Annotated in this window: 14 protein-coding genes; 7 read left to right on the forward strand and 7 right to left on the reverse strand. The window is 69.4% G+C overall.

Annotated features, from left to right (window positions below; genetic code table 11):
- Window positions 1-33 precede the first annotated feature (33 nt).
- Window positions 34-1563: a polyamine aminopropyltransferase gene (locus tag BLR41_RS15145; protein WP_092629255.1), complete on the forward strand. Its 1530-nt coding sequence runs from the start codon at window positions 34-36 to the stop codon at window positions 1561-1563.
- Window positions 1564-1610: 47 nt separating this feature from the next.
- Here BLR41_RS15145 and BLR41_RS15150 read toward each other — a convergent pair whose 3' ends face one another.
- Complete coding sequence (locus tag BLR41_RS15150; protein ID WP_092629091.1) at window positions 1611-2141, reverse strand: MarR family winged helix-turn-helix transcriptional regulator; 531 nt, start codon at window positions 2139-2141, stop codon at window positions 1611-1613.
- 46 nt (window positions 2142-2187) lie between these two features.
- On the opposite strand from BLR41_RS15150, the gene BLR41_RS15155 reads away from it, so the two are divergent.
- Window positions 2188-3828, forward strand: a complete 1641-nt coding sequence (locus BLR41_RS15155) for an FUSC family protein (RefSeq protein WP_245694267.1) — start codon at window positions 2188-2190, stop codon at window positions 3826-3828.
- A gap of 98 nt (window positions 3829-3926) precedes the next feature.
- Here the strand turns inward: BLR41_RS15155 and BLR41_RS15160 are convergent, their stop codons facing one another.
- Window positions 3927-5030: a LacI family DNA-binding transcriptional regulator gene (locus tag BLR41_RS15160; RefSeq protein ID WP_092629093.1), complete on the reverse strand. Its 1104-nt coding sequence runs from the start codon at window positions 5028-5030 to the stop codon at window positions 3927-3929.
- Between the two features lie 341 nt (window positions 5031-5371).
- Between BLR41_RS15160 and BLR41_RS15165 the strand changes: the two genes are divergently transcribed.
- The 5 genes from BLR41_RS15165 (at window position 5372) to BLR41_RS15185 (ending at window position 10727) form a co-directional block, all read left to right on the forward strand.
- Window positions 5372-6472 (forward strand): ABC transporter ATP-binding protein, encoded by a 1101-nt coding sequence (locus BLR41_RS15165; protein ID WP_092629096.1) that lies wholly within the window; start codon window positions 5372-5374, stop codon window positions 6470-6472.
- A gap of 184 nt (window positions 6473-6656) precedes the next feature.
- On the forward strand, window positions 6657-7751 hold the full coding sequence (locus BLR41_RS15170; RefSeq protein WP_092629098.1) for a metal ABC transporter solute-binding protein, Zn/Mn family: 1095 nt from the start codon (window positions 6657-6659) through the stop codon (window positions 7749-7751).
- The gene (locus BLR41_RS15175) at window positions 7752-8639 is read left to right on the forward strand and encodes a metal ABC transporter ATP-binding protein (protein WP_092629099.1); all 888 of its coding nucleotides are present in this window, start codon (window positions 7752-7754) and stop codon (window positions 8637-8639) included.
- Window positions 8636-9520 carry a metal ABC transporter permease gene (locus BLR41_RS15180; RefSeq protein ID WP_092629100.1) on the forward strand — a complete coding sequence of 295 codons (885 nt, stop codon included), beginning with the start codon at window positions 8636-8638 and terminating at the stop codon, window positions 9518-9520. The genes BLR41_RS15175 and BLR41_RS15180 overlap by 4 nt, the downstream gene beginning before the upstream one ends.
- Before the next feature lie 337 nt (window positions 9521-9857).
- Window positions 9858-10727: a universal stress protein gene (locus tag BLR41_RS15185; protein WP_176797998.1), complete on the forward strand. Its 870-nt coding sequence runs from the start codon at window positions 9858-9860 to the stop codon at window positions 10725-10727.
- A 527-nt stretch (window positions 10728-11254) separates the two neighbouring features.
- On the opposite strand, the gene BLR41_RS15190 is transcribed toward BLR41_RS15185, so the two are convergent.
- From BLR41_RS15190 to BLR41_RS15210, 5 genes are all read right to left on the reverse strand, one after another.
- Window positions 11255-12583: an alginate O-acetyltransferase AlgX-related protein gene (locus tag BLR41_RS15190; protein ID WP_245694269.1), complete on the reverse strand. Its 1329-nt coding sequence runs from the start codon at window positions 12581-12583 to the stop codon at window positions 11255-11257.
- A gap of 67 nt (window positions 12584-12650) precedes the next feature.
- Window positions 12651-13406 (reverse strand): ABC transporter permease, encoded by a 756-nt coding sequence (locus BLR41_RS15195; RefSeq protein WP_092629103.1) that lies wholly within the window; start codon window positions 13404-13406, stop codon window positions 12651-12653.
- 6 nt (window positions 13407-13412) lie between these two features.
- Window positions 13413-14372, reverse strand: coding sequence for an ABC transporter ATP-binding protein (locus tag BLR41_RS15200; RefSeq protein ID WP_218120157.1), 960 nt, complete (start codon window positions 14370-14372; stop codon window positions 13413-13415).
- Window positions 14369-14695: a winged helix-turn-helix domain-containing protein gene (locus BLR41_RS15205; protein ID WP_092629104.1), complete on the reverse strand. Its 327-nt coding sequence runs from the start codon at window positions 14693-14695 to the stop codon at window positions 14369-14371. The genes BLR41_RS15200 and BLR41_RS15205 overlap by 4 nt, the downstream gene beginning before the upstream one ends.
- Window positions 14692-15120 carry a hypothetical protein gene (locus tag BLR41_RS15210; protein WP_143013087.1) on the reverse strand — a complete coding sequence of 143 codons (429 nt, stop codon included), beginning with the start codon at window positions 15118-15120 and terminating at the stop codon, window positions 14692-14694. Before BLR41_RS15210 ends, BLR41_RS15205 begins: the two co-directional genes overlap by 4 nt.
- Window positions 15121-15175: the final 55 nt, after the last annotated feature.

The following is a 15175-nucleotide window of genomic DNA, read 5'->3' on the forward strand; positions in this document are numbered from 1 at the left end:
ACGCCGGGACGGCACCGGTACCGTCGTCCCGGCATGGCGCGGTTCGCGGTGCTGCTCGCGGTGTTCGTCTGCTCGGCCTGCGGGCTGGTCTACGAGCTCGCGCTGGTCGCGCTCGGCAGTTACCTGATCGGCAACAGCGTGGGGCAGGCTTCCATCGTGCTGTCGCTGATGGTGTTCGCCATGGGCCTCGGCGCGTTGCTCGCCAAACCGCTGCAACGCTGGGCGGCGGTCTCGTTCGTCGCCGTGGAGCTGGTGCTGGCCCTGCTCGGCGGGGTCAGCGTGCTCGGGCTGTACGCCGCCTTCGCGTGGCTGAGCATGTACATGCCGATGCTGATCGTGACCTCGCTGGTGCTGGGCACGCTGATCGGCGCGGAGATTCCGCTGCTGATGGTGCTGCTGCAGCGGATCCGGCGGCAGGAGGCGGGCTCGGCGGTGGCCGACATGTTCGCCGCGGACTACGTGGGGGCCCTCATCGGTGGGTTGGCCTTCCCGTTCCTGCTGCTGCCGCTGCTGGGCCAGGTTCGGGGCGCTTTGCTGGTGGGCATGCTCAACGCGGCGGCCGGGCTGGGCCTGATCCTGACGGTGTACCGCGTCGAGCTGGGAAAGCGGCTCGTCGTGCTGCTGACGGTAGCGGTGATGTTGATCGGCGGGGTGCTGGGCGGCGCGTTCGCGCTGTCCGGCCGGTTCGAGACGACGGCGCGCCAGGCGCTCTACGACGATCCGGTGGTGCACGCGGAGCGGTCGAAGTACCAGGAGATCGTGCTCACCAGTTCCAGATCGCTGTCCGGCAGGACCGACACCCGGCTGTTCCTCAACGGCGATCTGCAGTTCAGCTCGGTGGACGAGCGCCGTTACCACGAGGCGCTGGTACACCCGGCCATGGTGGGCGATCCCTCCGAGGTGCTGATCCTGGGTGGCGGCGACGGCCTCGCGCTGCGCGAGGTGCTGCGCTATCCGGACGTGGAGCGGGTGACCCTGGTCGAACTGGACCCCGCGGTGCTGCGGTTGGGGCGCGAGGATCCGCGGCTGACCTCGCTGAACGAGCACGCCTTCGACGATCCCCGGGTGAACACCGTCTCGGCTGACGCGTTCAGCTGGCTGCGCGGCAACCAACGGCGCTACGACGCGGTGCTGGTGGACATGCCGGACCCGGACTCCACCGAGACCGCGAAGCTGTACTCCACGGAGTTCTACTCACTGGTGCGCCGCTCGATGGCCGAGGGGGCCAGGGTCAACGTGCAGGCCGGATCGCCGTACTTCGCGCCTGAGGCCTACTGGTGCGTCGAGGCGTCGATGCGGCAGGCGGGGCTGGCCACCGTGCCGTACTCCCGCCCCATTCCCAGCTTCGGCCAGTGGGGGTTCCAGCTGGGGGTTTCGGGGGACTCGACGCCCACCCCGCGACTGCCCGAGGACGTGCCGGAGTTGCGCACGTTGGACGCGCGGACACTGCGCGCGGCGACCGTGTTCCCGCCGGACCGGGACCGGATCGCCGATGTGGAACCGTCCACTCTGATGCATCCGAGGATCGTGCAGTACGAGCGGGGGGCCTGGCGGAACTACTGAGCGGGTTCCGCCGAGCGGTCTCCCGGGGCGCACCCGCGCGGAGAGCCTCATTCGAGCTGCGACGGGGCCGGGGGCGCGGGCGCCGGGGAGCCTTCCAGGGAGCGCAACAGCTCCGCCAGCCCACCGGCCACGGCCTCCCGCTGTTTGGTGTTCATCCCGGCCAGCAGCTCGCGCTCGGCTTCGAGATTGCGGGCGAAGGCCCTGTCGATGAGCTCCGCACCGTGGTCGGTGATCCGAACCCGCGCGCTGCGGCGGTCGTGCCGGTCCCGGATGCGTTCGAGGAGACCGCGCTCGGCCAGCTGTTTCACCCGTTTGGTGGTCGCCGCTCCGGAGGCGACCATCAGACTGTTCAGCCGCCCCGGGGTGACCGGCTCCCCACTGCGGCGCAGCGCGGAGAGCAGATCGAACTCGGCCCGGTTGAGTCCTTCGTCACCGAGGATGGTGTCCAGTCGTTGCCGTAGTACCGCGCCCGCGCGGAGCACCCGCCCGACGACCTCCATGCTGGAGGTGTCCAGCTCGGGTTGGATCTCCTTCCACTGCCCACGTGCGGCGCTGATGATGTCCGGCGTACGTTTCATACCACCATTACTTCACTAGTAAAACACTTGTGTATTACGATAGAACGTGTCTTCGTCAATACTGACACGTCATCTGCGTGAGACCATTCACATCAACCGGCATGTCCCCCTTGCGTGGCCTGCGCTGCGCGCGTTCCTGTCGGTACTGACACCGCTGCTGGTGCTGCTGGGACTCGACCGGCTGGATCTGGTCGCCGGAGCGGTGTTCGGCGCGTTGACCAGCGTCTACTGCCGTAGCGAGCCGTACCGCAACCAGACCCGCTCGCTGGCGGCGGTCGCCGCCGGAATGGTGGTCGCGGTGGGGCTGGGCGACGCGATCGCGCTGGCCGACGTGGCACCGTGGCAACACCGCCTGCTGGTGGTGACCGGCACCGCCGTGGTCGGAGCGCTGGCCACCGCCGCCACCACGGCCGTCAAACTCGGCGCTCCGGGCGGGCTGATCTTCTCGTTCGCCACCGGCGCCTGCGCGAACCTGCCCATCACCCCCGCCGAGGTCGCGCCCCAGCTGGCCGTCTGCGCCGTCAGCGGCGCGTTCGCCTGGCTCGTCTGCACCGCCGGGGCCGCAGCCGCCGGGTTGCGGCCGCAGCGCAGGGCGGTGGCGGCCGCTCTGGAGGCCACCGCCGCCTACCTGGCGAACCGCTCCGACGTGCTTGCCAGGCACCGGTCGGCGGTGGCCGTGGAGACGGCCTGGACACGCCTGGCGCTGGTGGGGGGACGGCAACGCGACACGGCGGCGCACCGGGCGCTGATCCAGACCACCGAGATCTGCGAGGTGCTGGGCAGCTCCGGGCGGGCGGCGAGCGAGACGATCCGCTCGCTGCGCGAGACGGCCGCCCGGATCCGCAGGGGGGAATCCCCCGCCGCCCCGGGCTACGCCCGCGAGGAATCGGCGGCCGTACCGGCGCTACCGCCCTCCCGGTGGTGCACGATCCGGGGAGTACTGCTGGCCGCGGTGCGGCCGGGCCGGGGATCCGGCAGCTGGTTGGTGCCGTTCGCGCTGCGGGTGGGCATCGCCGCGCTGCTGGCGGGCGTACTGGCCGACCTGCTCGACACCGGACACATCTACTGGGCCGGGGTCTCGGCCGTATCGGTCCTGCAGGCCACCAGCACCTCGCGCTCGGTACCGCGGATGCTGCAACGTGTCGCGGGAACGGTGGGAGGCGTGCTGATCGGACTGGTGCTGCTGTCGCTGCATCCGGCGGTGTGGGTGATCATCCTGCTGCTGGCCGGATTTCAGTGGGCCGTCGAGGCGACCATGCCCGTCAACTACGCGCTCGGGCTGTTGTTCGCCACCCCGGTGGCGCTGCTGGTCAGCGGGATGATGACCCAGGCCAGCCCGACCCAGTTGGCCAGCAGCAGGCTGTGGGCCACCCTGCTCGGTGCGGCGGTGGCCGTCCTGGTGGCCTGGCTCGCTCCGCACGGAGCCTGGCTGGCCAGGCTGCGAAACTCGCTGGCACTGGTCAAGGAGCTCACCGAACTGCCGCGCCCCGATCCGGAACGCCTGCGAAACGCGCTGGTCGAGCTGCACGACGCCTACGAGACCGCGGCCGGTGAGCTCCCGGACTCCCAGCTGCCCACCGAGGAACTGCTGGTGGTCTCCCGGCGCGCCTACAAACTGCTCGACCGGGGAGCCGTGACCGGTTCGGCGGGTGGGGACTCGGCACGGAGCGGGTCGGGGCGGAGCTGACCGGAGCCCTCCGACCCGACCGGCGGGCGGGAGCCGGTGCGACTCCGCCACCCCGCGCCGAAGGCCCGGTAACGGGACCGGTGGACACCGCGAACCGGTCAGGGCCCGAACCAGCGCTCCTCCACCGAACGGGGCGAGCCCGCGGTGGAACCGGTGAGGAGTTGAGTGTCGAGCAGCACCTCGCGCGGCTTCCCGGTCGATTCGCTCGCGTCCAGCAGCAACCTGCCCGCTGCCCTGCCCTTCTCCAGCACCGGCTGGCGCACGGTGGTCAGCTCTACCCGCTCGGCGTCGTCGATCCCGTCGAAGCCGGTGATGGTGATGTCCTGCGGCACCCGCCTGCCCTGCCTTCTGACCTCGGTCAGCGCACCCAGCGCGAGGATGTCGGAGGTGCAGATGATCGCGGTGATCTCCGGGTCGAGCTCCATGAGTCGGGCTGCGGCCGAACCACCCGACTCCGTGGTGTGGTCGAAGCGCTCGATGACCGGCACCTGCTCCCAGTCCACCCCGACCTCGGCGAACGCCTCGGACAACGCGGTGAGCCTGGCGCGCTGCACGTGGAAGTTGGCCCTGGACTGCCGCTCGGGGGAGGCCGGCCCGTCGTTGCGGGTCCGGGCCAACCGCATGCACACGACGCCGATCTTGCGGTGGCCGAGTTCGATGAGGTGCCTGGCCAGGTCCTTGATGGCGGCGCCGTCGTCGATTCCCACCCGGTCGATCTCGGGAAGGCTGGGTTGATCGCAGATCACGGTGGGGACGGGGCGTTCCATGACGGCGGCCAGATGCGGGTCGTCGTCGGGCACGGAGTACACCACGAAACCGTCCACCCCCGCGCTGTGCACCGAGGCCACGTCCTCGTGTTCCGGGTTCGCGGGTATCAGCAGCAGCCCGTGATCGGCGTCCTCGCAGGCCAACGCGAGTCCTTCGAGGAAACCGACGGCGGCCGGGTCCCGGAACGCGTAGGAGAGGTTCTCGGTGAGCAGCAGTCCGACCGCTCCCGCCTTGCGGGTGCGCAGCGAGCGTGCCACCGGGTCCGGCCCGGGATAACCGAGTCGGCGGGCGGTGTCGAGTACGCGTTTGCGCAGTTCCGGGGAAAGTTGGTCGGGACGGTTGTAGGCGTTGGAGACCGTAGTCCGGGAAACGCCGAGTTCCGCGGCGAGCGACGCCAGTGTCGCGGGTCGCCTCGAATTCGTAGACCGCACCATGCGGGAACCGTAACGGTTCAGTAAGTGTGGGTGAAGCTTAGATGACCCAGATCCCACAACCATTTTGCCGAAGTTCTGCGGAGACCCGTCGTGGGGGGTCGCTCGGCGGCACCTCTCACCCACTCCCGCCCCTGGTGACGGGGGTGCCGCGCCGTCTCCCGGCCCTTCGGACCCGGGAGAACGTGGGAGGCGAGCACGCTCCTGCCGGTTGGAACAACCACCCCCGGAACAACCGGTCGAGCGCGGGGAAAACGAATTCTTTCCGACATTCGGGGGTGACGGCACGATCCGCCGAAGGATAATTTGTCCAGACCAATCCTTCGGTGAAAGGTGTGTCACACATGGCCGAGGTCGCGTACGACGGCGCTTCACGTGTGTTCCCGGGCGCGAAACCGGTTCGCGCGGTGGACGAACTGGAACTGCGGATCGGTGACGGCGAGTTCCTGGTGCTCGTCGGCCCTTCCGGCTCGGGCAAATCCACGGCACTCCGGATGATCGCCGGACTGGAGGACATCGACGAGGGTGCCATCCACATCGGCGGGAACGACGTCACGAACGTTCCCCCCAAGTCACGGGACATCGCGATGGTCTTCCAGTCCTACGCGCTCTACCCGCACATGACGGTGGCCGAGAACATGGGCTTCGCGCTGCGGCTGCGCAAGACGAAGAAGGACGTCATCCGGGAGAAGGTCACCCAAGCCGCCGACATGCTCGACCTGCGCGAGTACCTGGACCGCAAGCCCCGGGAGCTGTCCGGCGGACAACGCCAGCGAGTCGCCATGGGCCGGGCGATCGTGCGGGATCCGAGCGTGTTCCTGATGGACGAACCGCTTTCCAACCTGGACGCGAAGCTGCGCGTGGAGACGAGGGCCAACATCGCCGCACTGCAGCGCCGACTCGGCACCACGACGGTCTACGTCACCCACGACCAGGTCGAGGCGATGACCATGGGGCACCGGGTCGCCGTGCTGGCCGACGGAAAGCTCCAGCAGGTCGACACCCCGCGCGAACTCTACGAGCGGCCCGCCAACTCCTTCGTCGCCGGGTTCATCGGCTCCCCGGCGATGAACCTGCGTGCGGCGCGACTCACCGAAGGGGGTGCGAGCTTCGACGGGCAGACCGTGCCGCTGCCCCGCGAGACGGTCTCGGCGGCCGCCGCGCGCGGCCTCGGGGAGGTCACGGTGGGCCTGCGCCCGGAGTCGTTACAGCTCGGCGCACCCGGTGGGGAGGGTACGGAGCTGACCGTCGAACTGGTGGAGGAGCTGGGCGCCGACGCGCTGGTGCACGCCCGGCCGGAGAGCGCCGGTTCCGACACGCGGCTGGTGGTGCGCATCGACGGTCGCGAGCCGCCCGAGCTGGGCGAACGGGTCTCGGTGACGGCCCGGGACCCGAACGAGCTGCACCTGTTCGACCCGAGCACGGGAGCCAGGTTGGCGGACTGAGAAGCCCGCGGCCGAACTCGCGTGCCCGCCCGGACCGGGAAGCACCGGGCACGCGTGGCCGCGCTCATGTCATTCGAACGGGTACTGGGTGGAAGATCTCCCACGACGGCGCGTAGACTCCAATTGACAATGATTTCCATTAGCGGTCGAGTCGGTTGACACGATCCGGCAAGCAGGAGTCTTCGTGAACACACCGCGTAGTTGCCATCTCGGGAGTGCCCGGCGAAGCCATCGCGCGGGCGGCGTAACGGCGTTAGCCGGACTGACGGCCGCTACGCTGCTGCTCGGCGCCTGCGGCAGCGGCACCGGCGGCACCTCGGAAAGCGGCAAACCCACCGTGGTGGCCTCCACGGACATGTGGGCGGGCGTGGCGAGGGCCGTCGCCGGTGACGAGGCCGAGGTCGAGTCGATCATCGACAGTGCAGCGGCCGACCCCCACTCGTACGAGAGCACCCCGCGCGACGCCGCCCGGCTCGACCGGGCCGACCTCGTCGTCTACAACGGCGGTGGCTACGACGCCTTCGTAAGCCAACTGCTCAGCGACGGCGACGGAACCACCGACGGCATCGAGGCGGTGAGCGTGGCCGACTCGAGTGACCACTCCGAATCCTCCGGCCACTCCGAATCCTCCGACCACTCCGGGAGCGAGTCGAGCTCCCCCGGCGCCGAATCCGCGCACCAGCACGGCGAGTCCGACCGGGGTCACGGGCATGCCGACTCCGGGCACGGGCACCAGCACTCCGGCAACGAACACGTCTGGTACGACCCGGAGACCGCGCGGCACGTCGCCGACCGCATCGCCACTCGACTCGGCGAGCTCCGCCCGGAGCGGGCCGAGAGATTCGAGCGCAACGCCACCGAGTTCGGCGGCAGGCTCGACGAGATCGAGCGAAGCATCACCGAGCTGCGGAACGAGCACCACGACACCGAGGTGATGACCACCGCCCCGGTGGCCGATCACCTGCTGGCGAACGCGGGACTGACCGACATCACACCCGACTCGTTCGTGCGCACGGTGGAATCGGGCAACGATCCGGCGGCGGCCACCGTGGCGGAGCTGCAGGAACTCGTCGGTTCGGGCAGGCCGGCCGTGCTGATCCACAACCCGCAGACCTCCTCCCCGCTGACGGAACGGATCACCGAGCGCGCCCGCAACAGCGGCGTCCCCGTGGTGGCGATGCAGGAGACGCTGCCCGACGACCGGACGTACACGGAGTGGCTGTCCGGCCGGGTGACCGCACTGGACACCGCGCTCGACGACAACACCGGGGGGCAGTAAGTGCAGCGACCGCAGCCCTCGACGGAGCCTGTCGAGCACCCCGCCGACGAGGCAGGACCCGCCGAAACCGCCCTCGGCGAGGAGCGGCCGCCCGCCGTACGACTGCGCGACGCGGCGCTGTCCTACGGCTCGCGCGAGCTGTGGCGGGGGCTGGACCTCGACGTGGCCCCCGGCGAGTTCCTCGCCGTGCTCGGCCCGAACGGTGCGGGCAAGACCAGCCTGCTGCGCGTGCTGCTGGGACTGGCACCGCTGAGCGGGGGCTCGGTAAGCATCGCGGGCGAACCCGCGCACCGGGGCAACGACCGGATCGGCTACATCCCGCAACAGCGCTCGCTGCAGAACAGCCTCACCATGCGCGGCAACGACCTGGTCGGGCTCGGGCTGGACGGACACCGCTGGGGCATCGGGCTGCGGCACCGCGCCACGCGGGCGCGCCGGGTGCGCGAGGCGCTGCGCGCCGTGGAGGCCACCGACTACGCCAAGACCCCGCTGGGGCTGCTCTCCGGCGGGGAGCAGCAACGGCTGCGGATCGCGCAGGCCATCGTGTCCGAACCGGACGTGCTGCTGTGCGACGAACCGCTGCTCTCGCTGGACCCCTCGCACCAGCGCCGGGTGAGTGAACTGATCGGCCGCCAGACCAGGACCACCGGCTCGGCGGCGCTGTTCGTGACCCACGAGATCAACCCGGTGCTGCCGCTGGTGGACCGGGTGCTGTACCTGGTCAACGGCGGATTCCGGATCGGCACCCCCGACGAGGTGATGAACTCGACGACGCTGTCCGAGCTGTACGGAACCGAGGTCGAGGTCGCGCGGGTCGGCGGGCGCCTCGTCGTGGCGGGAGCCGAGCACGAGCAGGACCACCACGTGCACGAGGGGGGCGAGGCATGAACCGGCTGCTGGACGCGCTGAGCAGGATATTCGACTTCGGACTCACCGGCGAGCTGCTCGGCTACCCCTTCGTGCAGCAGGCCCTGCTGGCCGCGGCGGTGCTGGGACTGGTCTCCGGCGTGCTGGCTCCGCTGGTGGTCACCCGGAAGATGTCCTTCGCGGTGCACGGCACCGCCGAGCTCGCGTTCACCGGAGCCGCCGCCGCGCTGCTGATCGGTGTCGGGGTGACGGTGGGTGCGCTGGCCGGGGCGGTGGTCGCGGCGCTGCTGCTCGGGCTGCTGGGGCAACGCGAGACCGAGCGCGACTCGGTGATCGGAGCGGTGCTCTCGTTCGGGCTGGGCCTGGGGGTGCTGCTGCTGTGGATGAATCCCGAACGCGCCTCGAACAAGTTCACCCTGCTGGTGGGACAGATCGTCGGGGTGAGGCCGGAAGAAAACATGCTGCTCGGGATGGCCTCGCTGATAGTGCTGCTGGTGACCGCCCTGCTGTACCGCCCGCTGCTGTTCGCCAGCGTCGACTCGGAGGTGGCAGCGGCGCGGGGCGTGCCGACCGGAGTGCTGACACCGGTGTTCGCGCTGCTGGTGGGGATCGCCACCGCGCTCGGGGTGCACGTGGTGGGGGCGCTGCTGGTGATGGCACTGATGGTCACCCCCGGTGCGGCGGCCATGCGGGTGACGGCCAGCCCGGTGAAGGCGACGCTGCTGTCGGTGGTCTTCGCCGAGGTCGCGGCCGTCGGGGGGATCCTGCTGTCACTGGCTCCGGGCGTACCGGTGAGTGTGTTCGTCACGGCCGTCTCGTTCGGCATCTACCTGGTGTGCCGGGTGGTCGGGGGCCTGCGTGTGAACCGGCTGACCAGGGGAAACGCCGCCGCCGCGGTGTGAAGGCATGGCACCGTGGAACCCGGTGAGGCTTTCTCGGGGGAAGCGCACACCAAAGAGGTGGCGGGGAGGAATCCCAGGAGATCGAGCCCGGAGAGAGGTTTCCGGTTTCCGCTGAGCGGTCGACTTGGAGATGCGTCCGCGGCGCGCGGGCTGGAGAGTGGGGAGGCGGCAGGTCGGTCTCGTGGGACGGTGCCGCGGGGAGGGAACAACGGCTTCGCACACCCGCCGTCCGCCCACACGAACGGGGCCGCACCCTGCTCGAACACGTCAGTGGAGGGGAGGCCCTCGGCCGAGAATCCGACCCGACTCGGCCGAAGGCTCGTGTGTCGGGGGATCCATGACTGAGCCGATCGTTGTAGGGGTAGATGGTTCCGGACGCAGTCTTCGGGCGCTGATCTGGGCTGCCCACGAAGCGGCGCTGCGGCACCGTCCACTCCGAATCGTCCACGTGTTGTACCGCTTTCCCCGGGACATACCGCTGTATCCATCCGGGTTCTGGGACTCGGCTCAAGAGCGGGGGGCGGAACTCGTGGGGGAAGCCGTGGCAACGGTCCAGGAGATATATCCGGACATGGCGGTGGCATGGGACCTGCCCTGGGGGCTACCGGCAGAGGTCCTTCGGAACGAGTCCGAGCGGGCACACGAGTTAGTGCTCGGTGCCAGAGGCGAGGGCGGGGTGGGCAACCTGTTGCTGGGGTCGGTGAGTCTGCAGGTCGTCGCGCACGCGGCCTGCCCGGTGATCGTGGTCAACCACATCGTCCCCGAGCAACGTCGGATCGTGGTGGGTGCCGATGGTTCGCCGGGCGCCGCGGCGGCTGCGGAGTACGCACTGGCGGAAGCGGCACTGCGTGGTTCCCGAGTGCGGGCACTGCACGCGTGGAGCGTGCCGCATTCCCGTCAACGCGCGATGCCCAGCGACTCCGGGGTGGAAGAGGCCGCTGAAGCACACCAAAACATCCTCGAGGAGCAACTGGCACCGCTGAGCCGGAAATACCCGGACGTTCAGCTCGAGGAGGAGGTGGTCCGGGACGAGCCGACCCGCGCCCTCGCCAGGGCTTCCGACTGGGCGGATCTCCTCGTGGTCGGGTCACGCGGCCTGGGTGGCTTCCACGGCCTGGCTCTCGGTTCGGTCAGTCACACTCTGCTGCACACCTCGGTGTGCCCCATCGCCGTGGTGCACCCGCGGCACCAGACCCCGGAATCGTGAACCGGTTGACCAGGGGAAACGCCGCCGCGGTGTGAGCGAGAACTCGGGACGGAACTCGGACGGTTGTTCGACATCGTGCGGTCGATCTCGCGTGCTCGGTCACCGCCCCGCCCGACGTACATTTCGCGCGAAATCACCGCGCCATCAGCGCCGACGAGGGCCGAACTCCAGCCACCCTCGCAGCTAGCACCGCTGCGGGTTCTCCCGTGCGGCTCTCGCGAGGAAGGCCCGACGTTGTGTAGTAACTACCCGATGTCGGGCCTCCCGGAGCGAGAGCCGTGCGAGAGGTTCCGCCACCCTCACCCTCACGAGCGCCCATCCCCCGAGAGGAACCCGATACTCGGCACCGCTCGTCGGGATGGTCACCATGCGGATCGCAGCGCATGGGTCCCCGGTGCGTGAGTCGGATGCATTGCAAGGCCGGGCCGCTCGCCGCGTAGGTCGCTACTCAAGAGCCGGCCCAACGCCGCAAGGCGCCGACTCACGTGCCGGCTACCCGACCACCCACCCGAGTTCTGCTGTGACTTCTAAACCGGGTTGCGTTTGAGGATCTGGCCGACCTGCTCGGCCATGTCCGGGGCGAGCATCGCGTACCTCCCGCCGGCCAGGAACCGCTCCGACAGTTCGAAGGTGACCACCTCGCCCTCGGCGAGCATGCGCCCCGTTCGCTCGGGGTCGGTGAGCACGTTGTTCGGGTGCGCGATGGTGAGGTCGGCGAAGGACGCTGCCAGGTAGGGGCTGGCGAACTGGGTGAACGAGTCCGCGATCATCCTCGTGGGTTCGCGGATCATCCCCGGCCGTGCGCTCGACTCCAGGTGCAGCGGCTCGTGGAAGTCGCTGCCGACGAACCGCGTGTTGTCGGCCCCGCCGTCCGGAGCCAGGGAGTAGGACCGCACGGTCCATTCCCGGTTCTCGCCCACCAGCGCGGGGATGTCCGCGCGGTGCTGGTAGGTCCTGCCCGGCTCCACCTTCCAGGTGTCGGTCACACCTGGCCGCAGCGACTCCGCCAACCGGCGAACCATCGCCAGCCCTCCGGTATGTCGCCAGTGGGTGTCGAGTTTGGTGAAGACCGGTTCGTCGCGGCGCCGGTCCAGCTCGCGCAGCGTGGGGCGCATGTCGATCGCCCCGGTGGCCTCGGGCACCCGTCGCCAGAACTCCGAGCGCAGCTTTCGCATGCAGTCACGCCCCACGTACTCGTCGGGCATGTGCTCGGAGTACACGGTGGACTTGTCGGGGGCGATGACCAGTCGGAACTCGCGGCCGGAGGCCTCCACCACCGAACGCCAGCGACGCAGCCCGGCGACGACGCGGTCCAGTTCCATGTCGGGCAGACACTTGTACGACACGTCGTGGCCCAGGAAGAGCCAGCCGTTCTTGCCTCGGACCACGTCGGGGAAGAGCTCGGGGTCCGGCTCGGTGGAACGTCGTTGCTCCCCGCCACCACCCCCGACCGGGGCTCCCCCGGGGTCGGAACCGCGTGGGGCGGGTTCGCCGAACACTCCCTCGCTGATGCCTTCGACAGCGGCGACCGCCTGGGAGCGGAACGCCAGGCGATCGCTCGCCCAGTCGTTCAGCCCGGTGAAGAACCCCCACCCTCCGGTGACGCTGGGGAAGGAGGCGAGTTCGCGGTTCTCGAGCCGCTCCGCCCGATTACCGAGGGTCCAGGACAGCACCGGCGCGGCGAAGAACAGCAGGGCGCAGGCCAGCGCGATGTACTGCTTGGCACCGTGCCGAGGGCGGTGCAGCGGGTGTTCCCTGGGCAGCCATGCCTCGTGCACGGCGGGCAGTTCCGCCGGAGCCGCCGACGGGGCGTCACGATCGGCCGTACGGGGAGCGCTGGACTGCTTGCCGGACACGTTCACACCGTAACGACCCGCCGGGCGGCTCGGTTGTCATTCCCGGAGGAAACCGGTTCGGACGCGGTCAGCGGTTGTCGGTGTCCCAGCTGAACACTCGGGTGGCGAGCGCGGTGAGCACCGCGGCGAAACCGAGCATGAGCAACCAGCTCGACCAGGCGGGGAACTGCGCGGGGAAACCGGCGATCGTGTGCCGGAAGGTGTCGACCAGCCGTGCCGGCGGCAACCAACCGAGCACGTCCCGCACTCCCTGCGGCATGGAACGCAGCGGAAGGATGGCGCCTCCGAGGAAGGCCATCAGGATCAGCACCAGGCTCAGCGTGTTGTTGGCGGCCTCGGCGCTGGGCAGCACCGCCGCGAGCACGAATCCGAGCGAGAGGAAGAACGCCACACCGGACACCGCCGACACGAGCAGCACGGGTATCCCGGCGAGCGTGACGTAGTCGAAGGCGGTGGCGAACGCGACGACCAGTACGACGTAGCCCAGCGCCACGAGTGCGCGCACCGGGACCAGCGAGAGCAGGAAGGTGATCTTGCGCAGTGGTGTGGTGCTGAGCAACCGCAGGGTTCTGCGCTGCCGCAGGTCCACTGTGGGCGAAACGGTTCCGAAGAAGGCCATCGAGCCGAGCATGAAGAACAGTGCCGTCGGCAGGAGCATCCTGATCGCGTCGGACTCGCTGGAGCGGTTGACGAAGTGGCCCACTGCGAGGAACAGCACCAGGAAGAACAGCGGCATCACGATCGCGGCGAACGCGGTCTTGCGGTCTCTGACCAGTTCTCGGGCGTTGGCCAACGCCAGCGTGCGGAAACTGTTGCCGGTCATCGGGGATCAACCGTCCTTCTCGTCGTCCAGGGTTCGTCCCGTCAGCACACGGAACACGCTGTCCAGACCGCCCGTGCGCCGGACCAGGTTCTGCGGTGCGGGAGTCATCGACATCAGCTCGTTGGTGACCTCCTCGGCGCGGGAGGTGTGCACGAGCACCCGGTTACCGTGCAGCTCGGTCTCCTCGACTCCGGGGATCGCGCGAACCGCCTCGATGTCGGGGGATCCCGCGCGTCGGAAGCTGACGACGTCGTGCGGGGCGTGCCGGGTGACGAGCTCGGCCGGGGCGCCGCAGGCGACGACCTTTCCACTGTCGACGACGGCCACGCGGTCGCAGAGGGATTCGGCTTCCTCCATGGAATGCGTGGACAGCAGCGCGGTCCCGCCACGATCGCGGTAGGCGAGCAGCACGTCCCAGAGATCGGCCCGCGCGTTCGGGTCGAGTCCGGTCGAGGGTTCGTCGAGCACGATCAGTTCGGGCCTGCTTATCAGGGCCGTGGCGACCAGCAGTCGTCTTTCCTGACCGCCGGAGAGCTTGTGCACCCGGTGGTCCGCCGAGGCGGTGAGCCCGACGCGCTCGATCACCGCCTCCGGTTCCTCCGGGTTCTCGTGGAACGAGGCCCAGAGTCGCAGCGTCTCGCGGACGGTGAGGTTCGGGAACAGTTCGGCCTGCTGCGGCTGCACCGCCACCAGCCGCCGGAGCCGTTCACGATCGTTCGACGGGTCCGAACCGAGCACTTCGACGGTTCCCGAGCTGCGCTCGCGCAGCCCCACGAGGATCTCCAGCATCGTGCTCTTGCCCGCCCCGTTGGGGCCGAGCACCCCGAACAGTTCGCCGGAACGGACCTCCAGGTCCAGTCCGTCGACGGCGAGCACGGAACCGTAGTACTTGGTCAGGCCGTGCACGGATATCGAAGTCGTCGCCGTGTGCGGCGGGTCTTCCTCGGACACCTGCTCGGTCGTCAAGACCTCTCCTCCTCGGCATGGTGGTCGACAATTCGGCGCAGGGCGGCCAGGTAGTCGTCGAAGGCTCGCCTGCCGGTCGCGGTGAGCGAGTACCACGTACGCGGTCTGCGCAGCACGTGTCCCTTGACGGCCGTGATGTACTCCGCCTCTTCGAGCGTGGCGAGGTGTTTGGCCAGCAGCGAGTCGCTGACTTCGATGCTGTCCCGCAGGAAGCGGAACTCCACCTGCTCGGCCTCGGCCAGCGCGGACACGATGGACAGCCGCACCGGGGTGTGGATCAGCTGGTCCAGTGCGTGGCGCGGATGACTCCCCGATTCGCTCATCGACGTAGCACCCACCATGCCGCCGACCAGCAGGGCAGCGCGGGCAGCAGCGCCACCAGGCACGGCCACAGCGACCCGTCGTCCCACAAGGTGCTGTTGACGACGCTGGTGAGGATCACCAGCGACACGTAGGCGAAAGTGACCCGGCGGGTGATGAGCGCGGTCGGCCTGCTCACCACCCGCTGCCGGTTCACGTACCAGAACAGCCCCGCCACGCAGGCCGCGTACAACCACGCGAACGCGGCGGCGAGCCAGCCCTCGGTCAGCGCCTGGCCGACGAAGAAACCGGTCGTGACGAGCCCGAGCAGGATCAGCATGTAACCGAACCAGCGGGAGCCGTCGCGGGCGAGCTCGCTCATACGTCCCGCCCGCCCGAGCGCTTCGGCCGGGGGCATCTCGTGCGATGAGCTCTGGTCCACAGTCACGTCTCCGTTCACTTGAACGGAAGGCTAGTACTTGAATGCGGTTCAAGCAACCGTT

Source organism: Actinopolyspora mzabensis, from assembly GCF_900101095.1.
Lineage (GTDB): Bacteria > Actinomycetota > Actinomycetes > Mycobacteriales > Pseudonocardiaceae > Actinopolyspora > Actinopolyspora mzabensis.

Coding starts and splice junctions, on each gene's coding strand:
- BLR41_RS15145 (WP_092629255.1), top strand. CDS start 34: ATGGCGCGGTTCGCGGTGCTGCTCGCGGTGTTCGTCTGCTCGGCCTGC.
- BLR41_RS15150 (WP_092629091.1), bottom strand. CDS start 2,141: ATGAAACGTACGCCGGACATCATCAGCGCCGCACGTGGGCAGTGGAAG.
- BLR41_RS15160 (WP_092629093.1), bottom strand. CDS start 5,030: ATGGTGCGGTCTACGAATTCGAGGCGACCCGCGACACTGGCGTCGCTC.
- BLR41_RS15165 (WP_092629096.1), top strand. CDS start 5,372: ATGGCCGAGGTCGCGTACGACGGCGCTTCACGTGTGTTCCCGGGCGCG.
- BLR41_RS15180 (WP_092629100.1), top strand. CDS start 8,636: ATGAACCGGCTGCTGGACGCGCTGAGCAGGATATTCGACTTCGGACTC.
- BLR41_RS15185 (WP_176797998.1), top strand. CDS start 9,858: ATGACTGAGCCGATCGTTGTAGGGGTAGATGGTTCCGGACGCAGTCTT.
- BLR41_RS15195 (WP_092629103.1), bottom strand. CDS start 13,406: ATGACCGGCAACAGTTTCCGCACGCTGGCGTTGGCCAACGCCCGAGAA.
- BLR41_RS15205 (WP_092629104.1), bottom strand. CDS start 14,695: ATGAGCGAATCGGGGAGTCATCCGCGCCACGCACTGGACCAGCTGATC.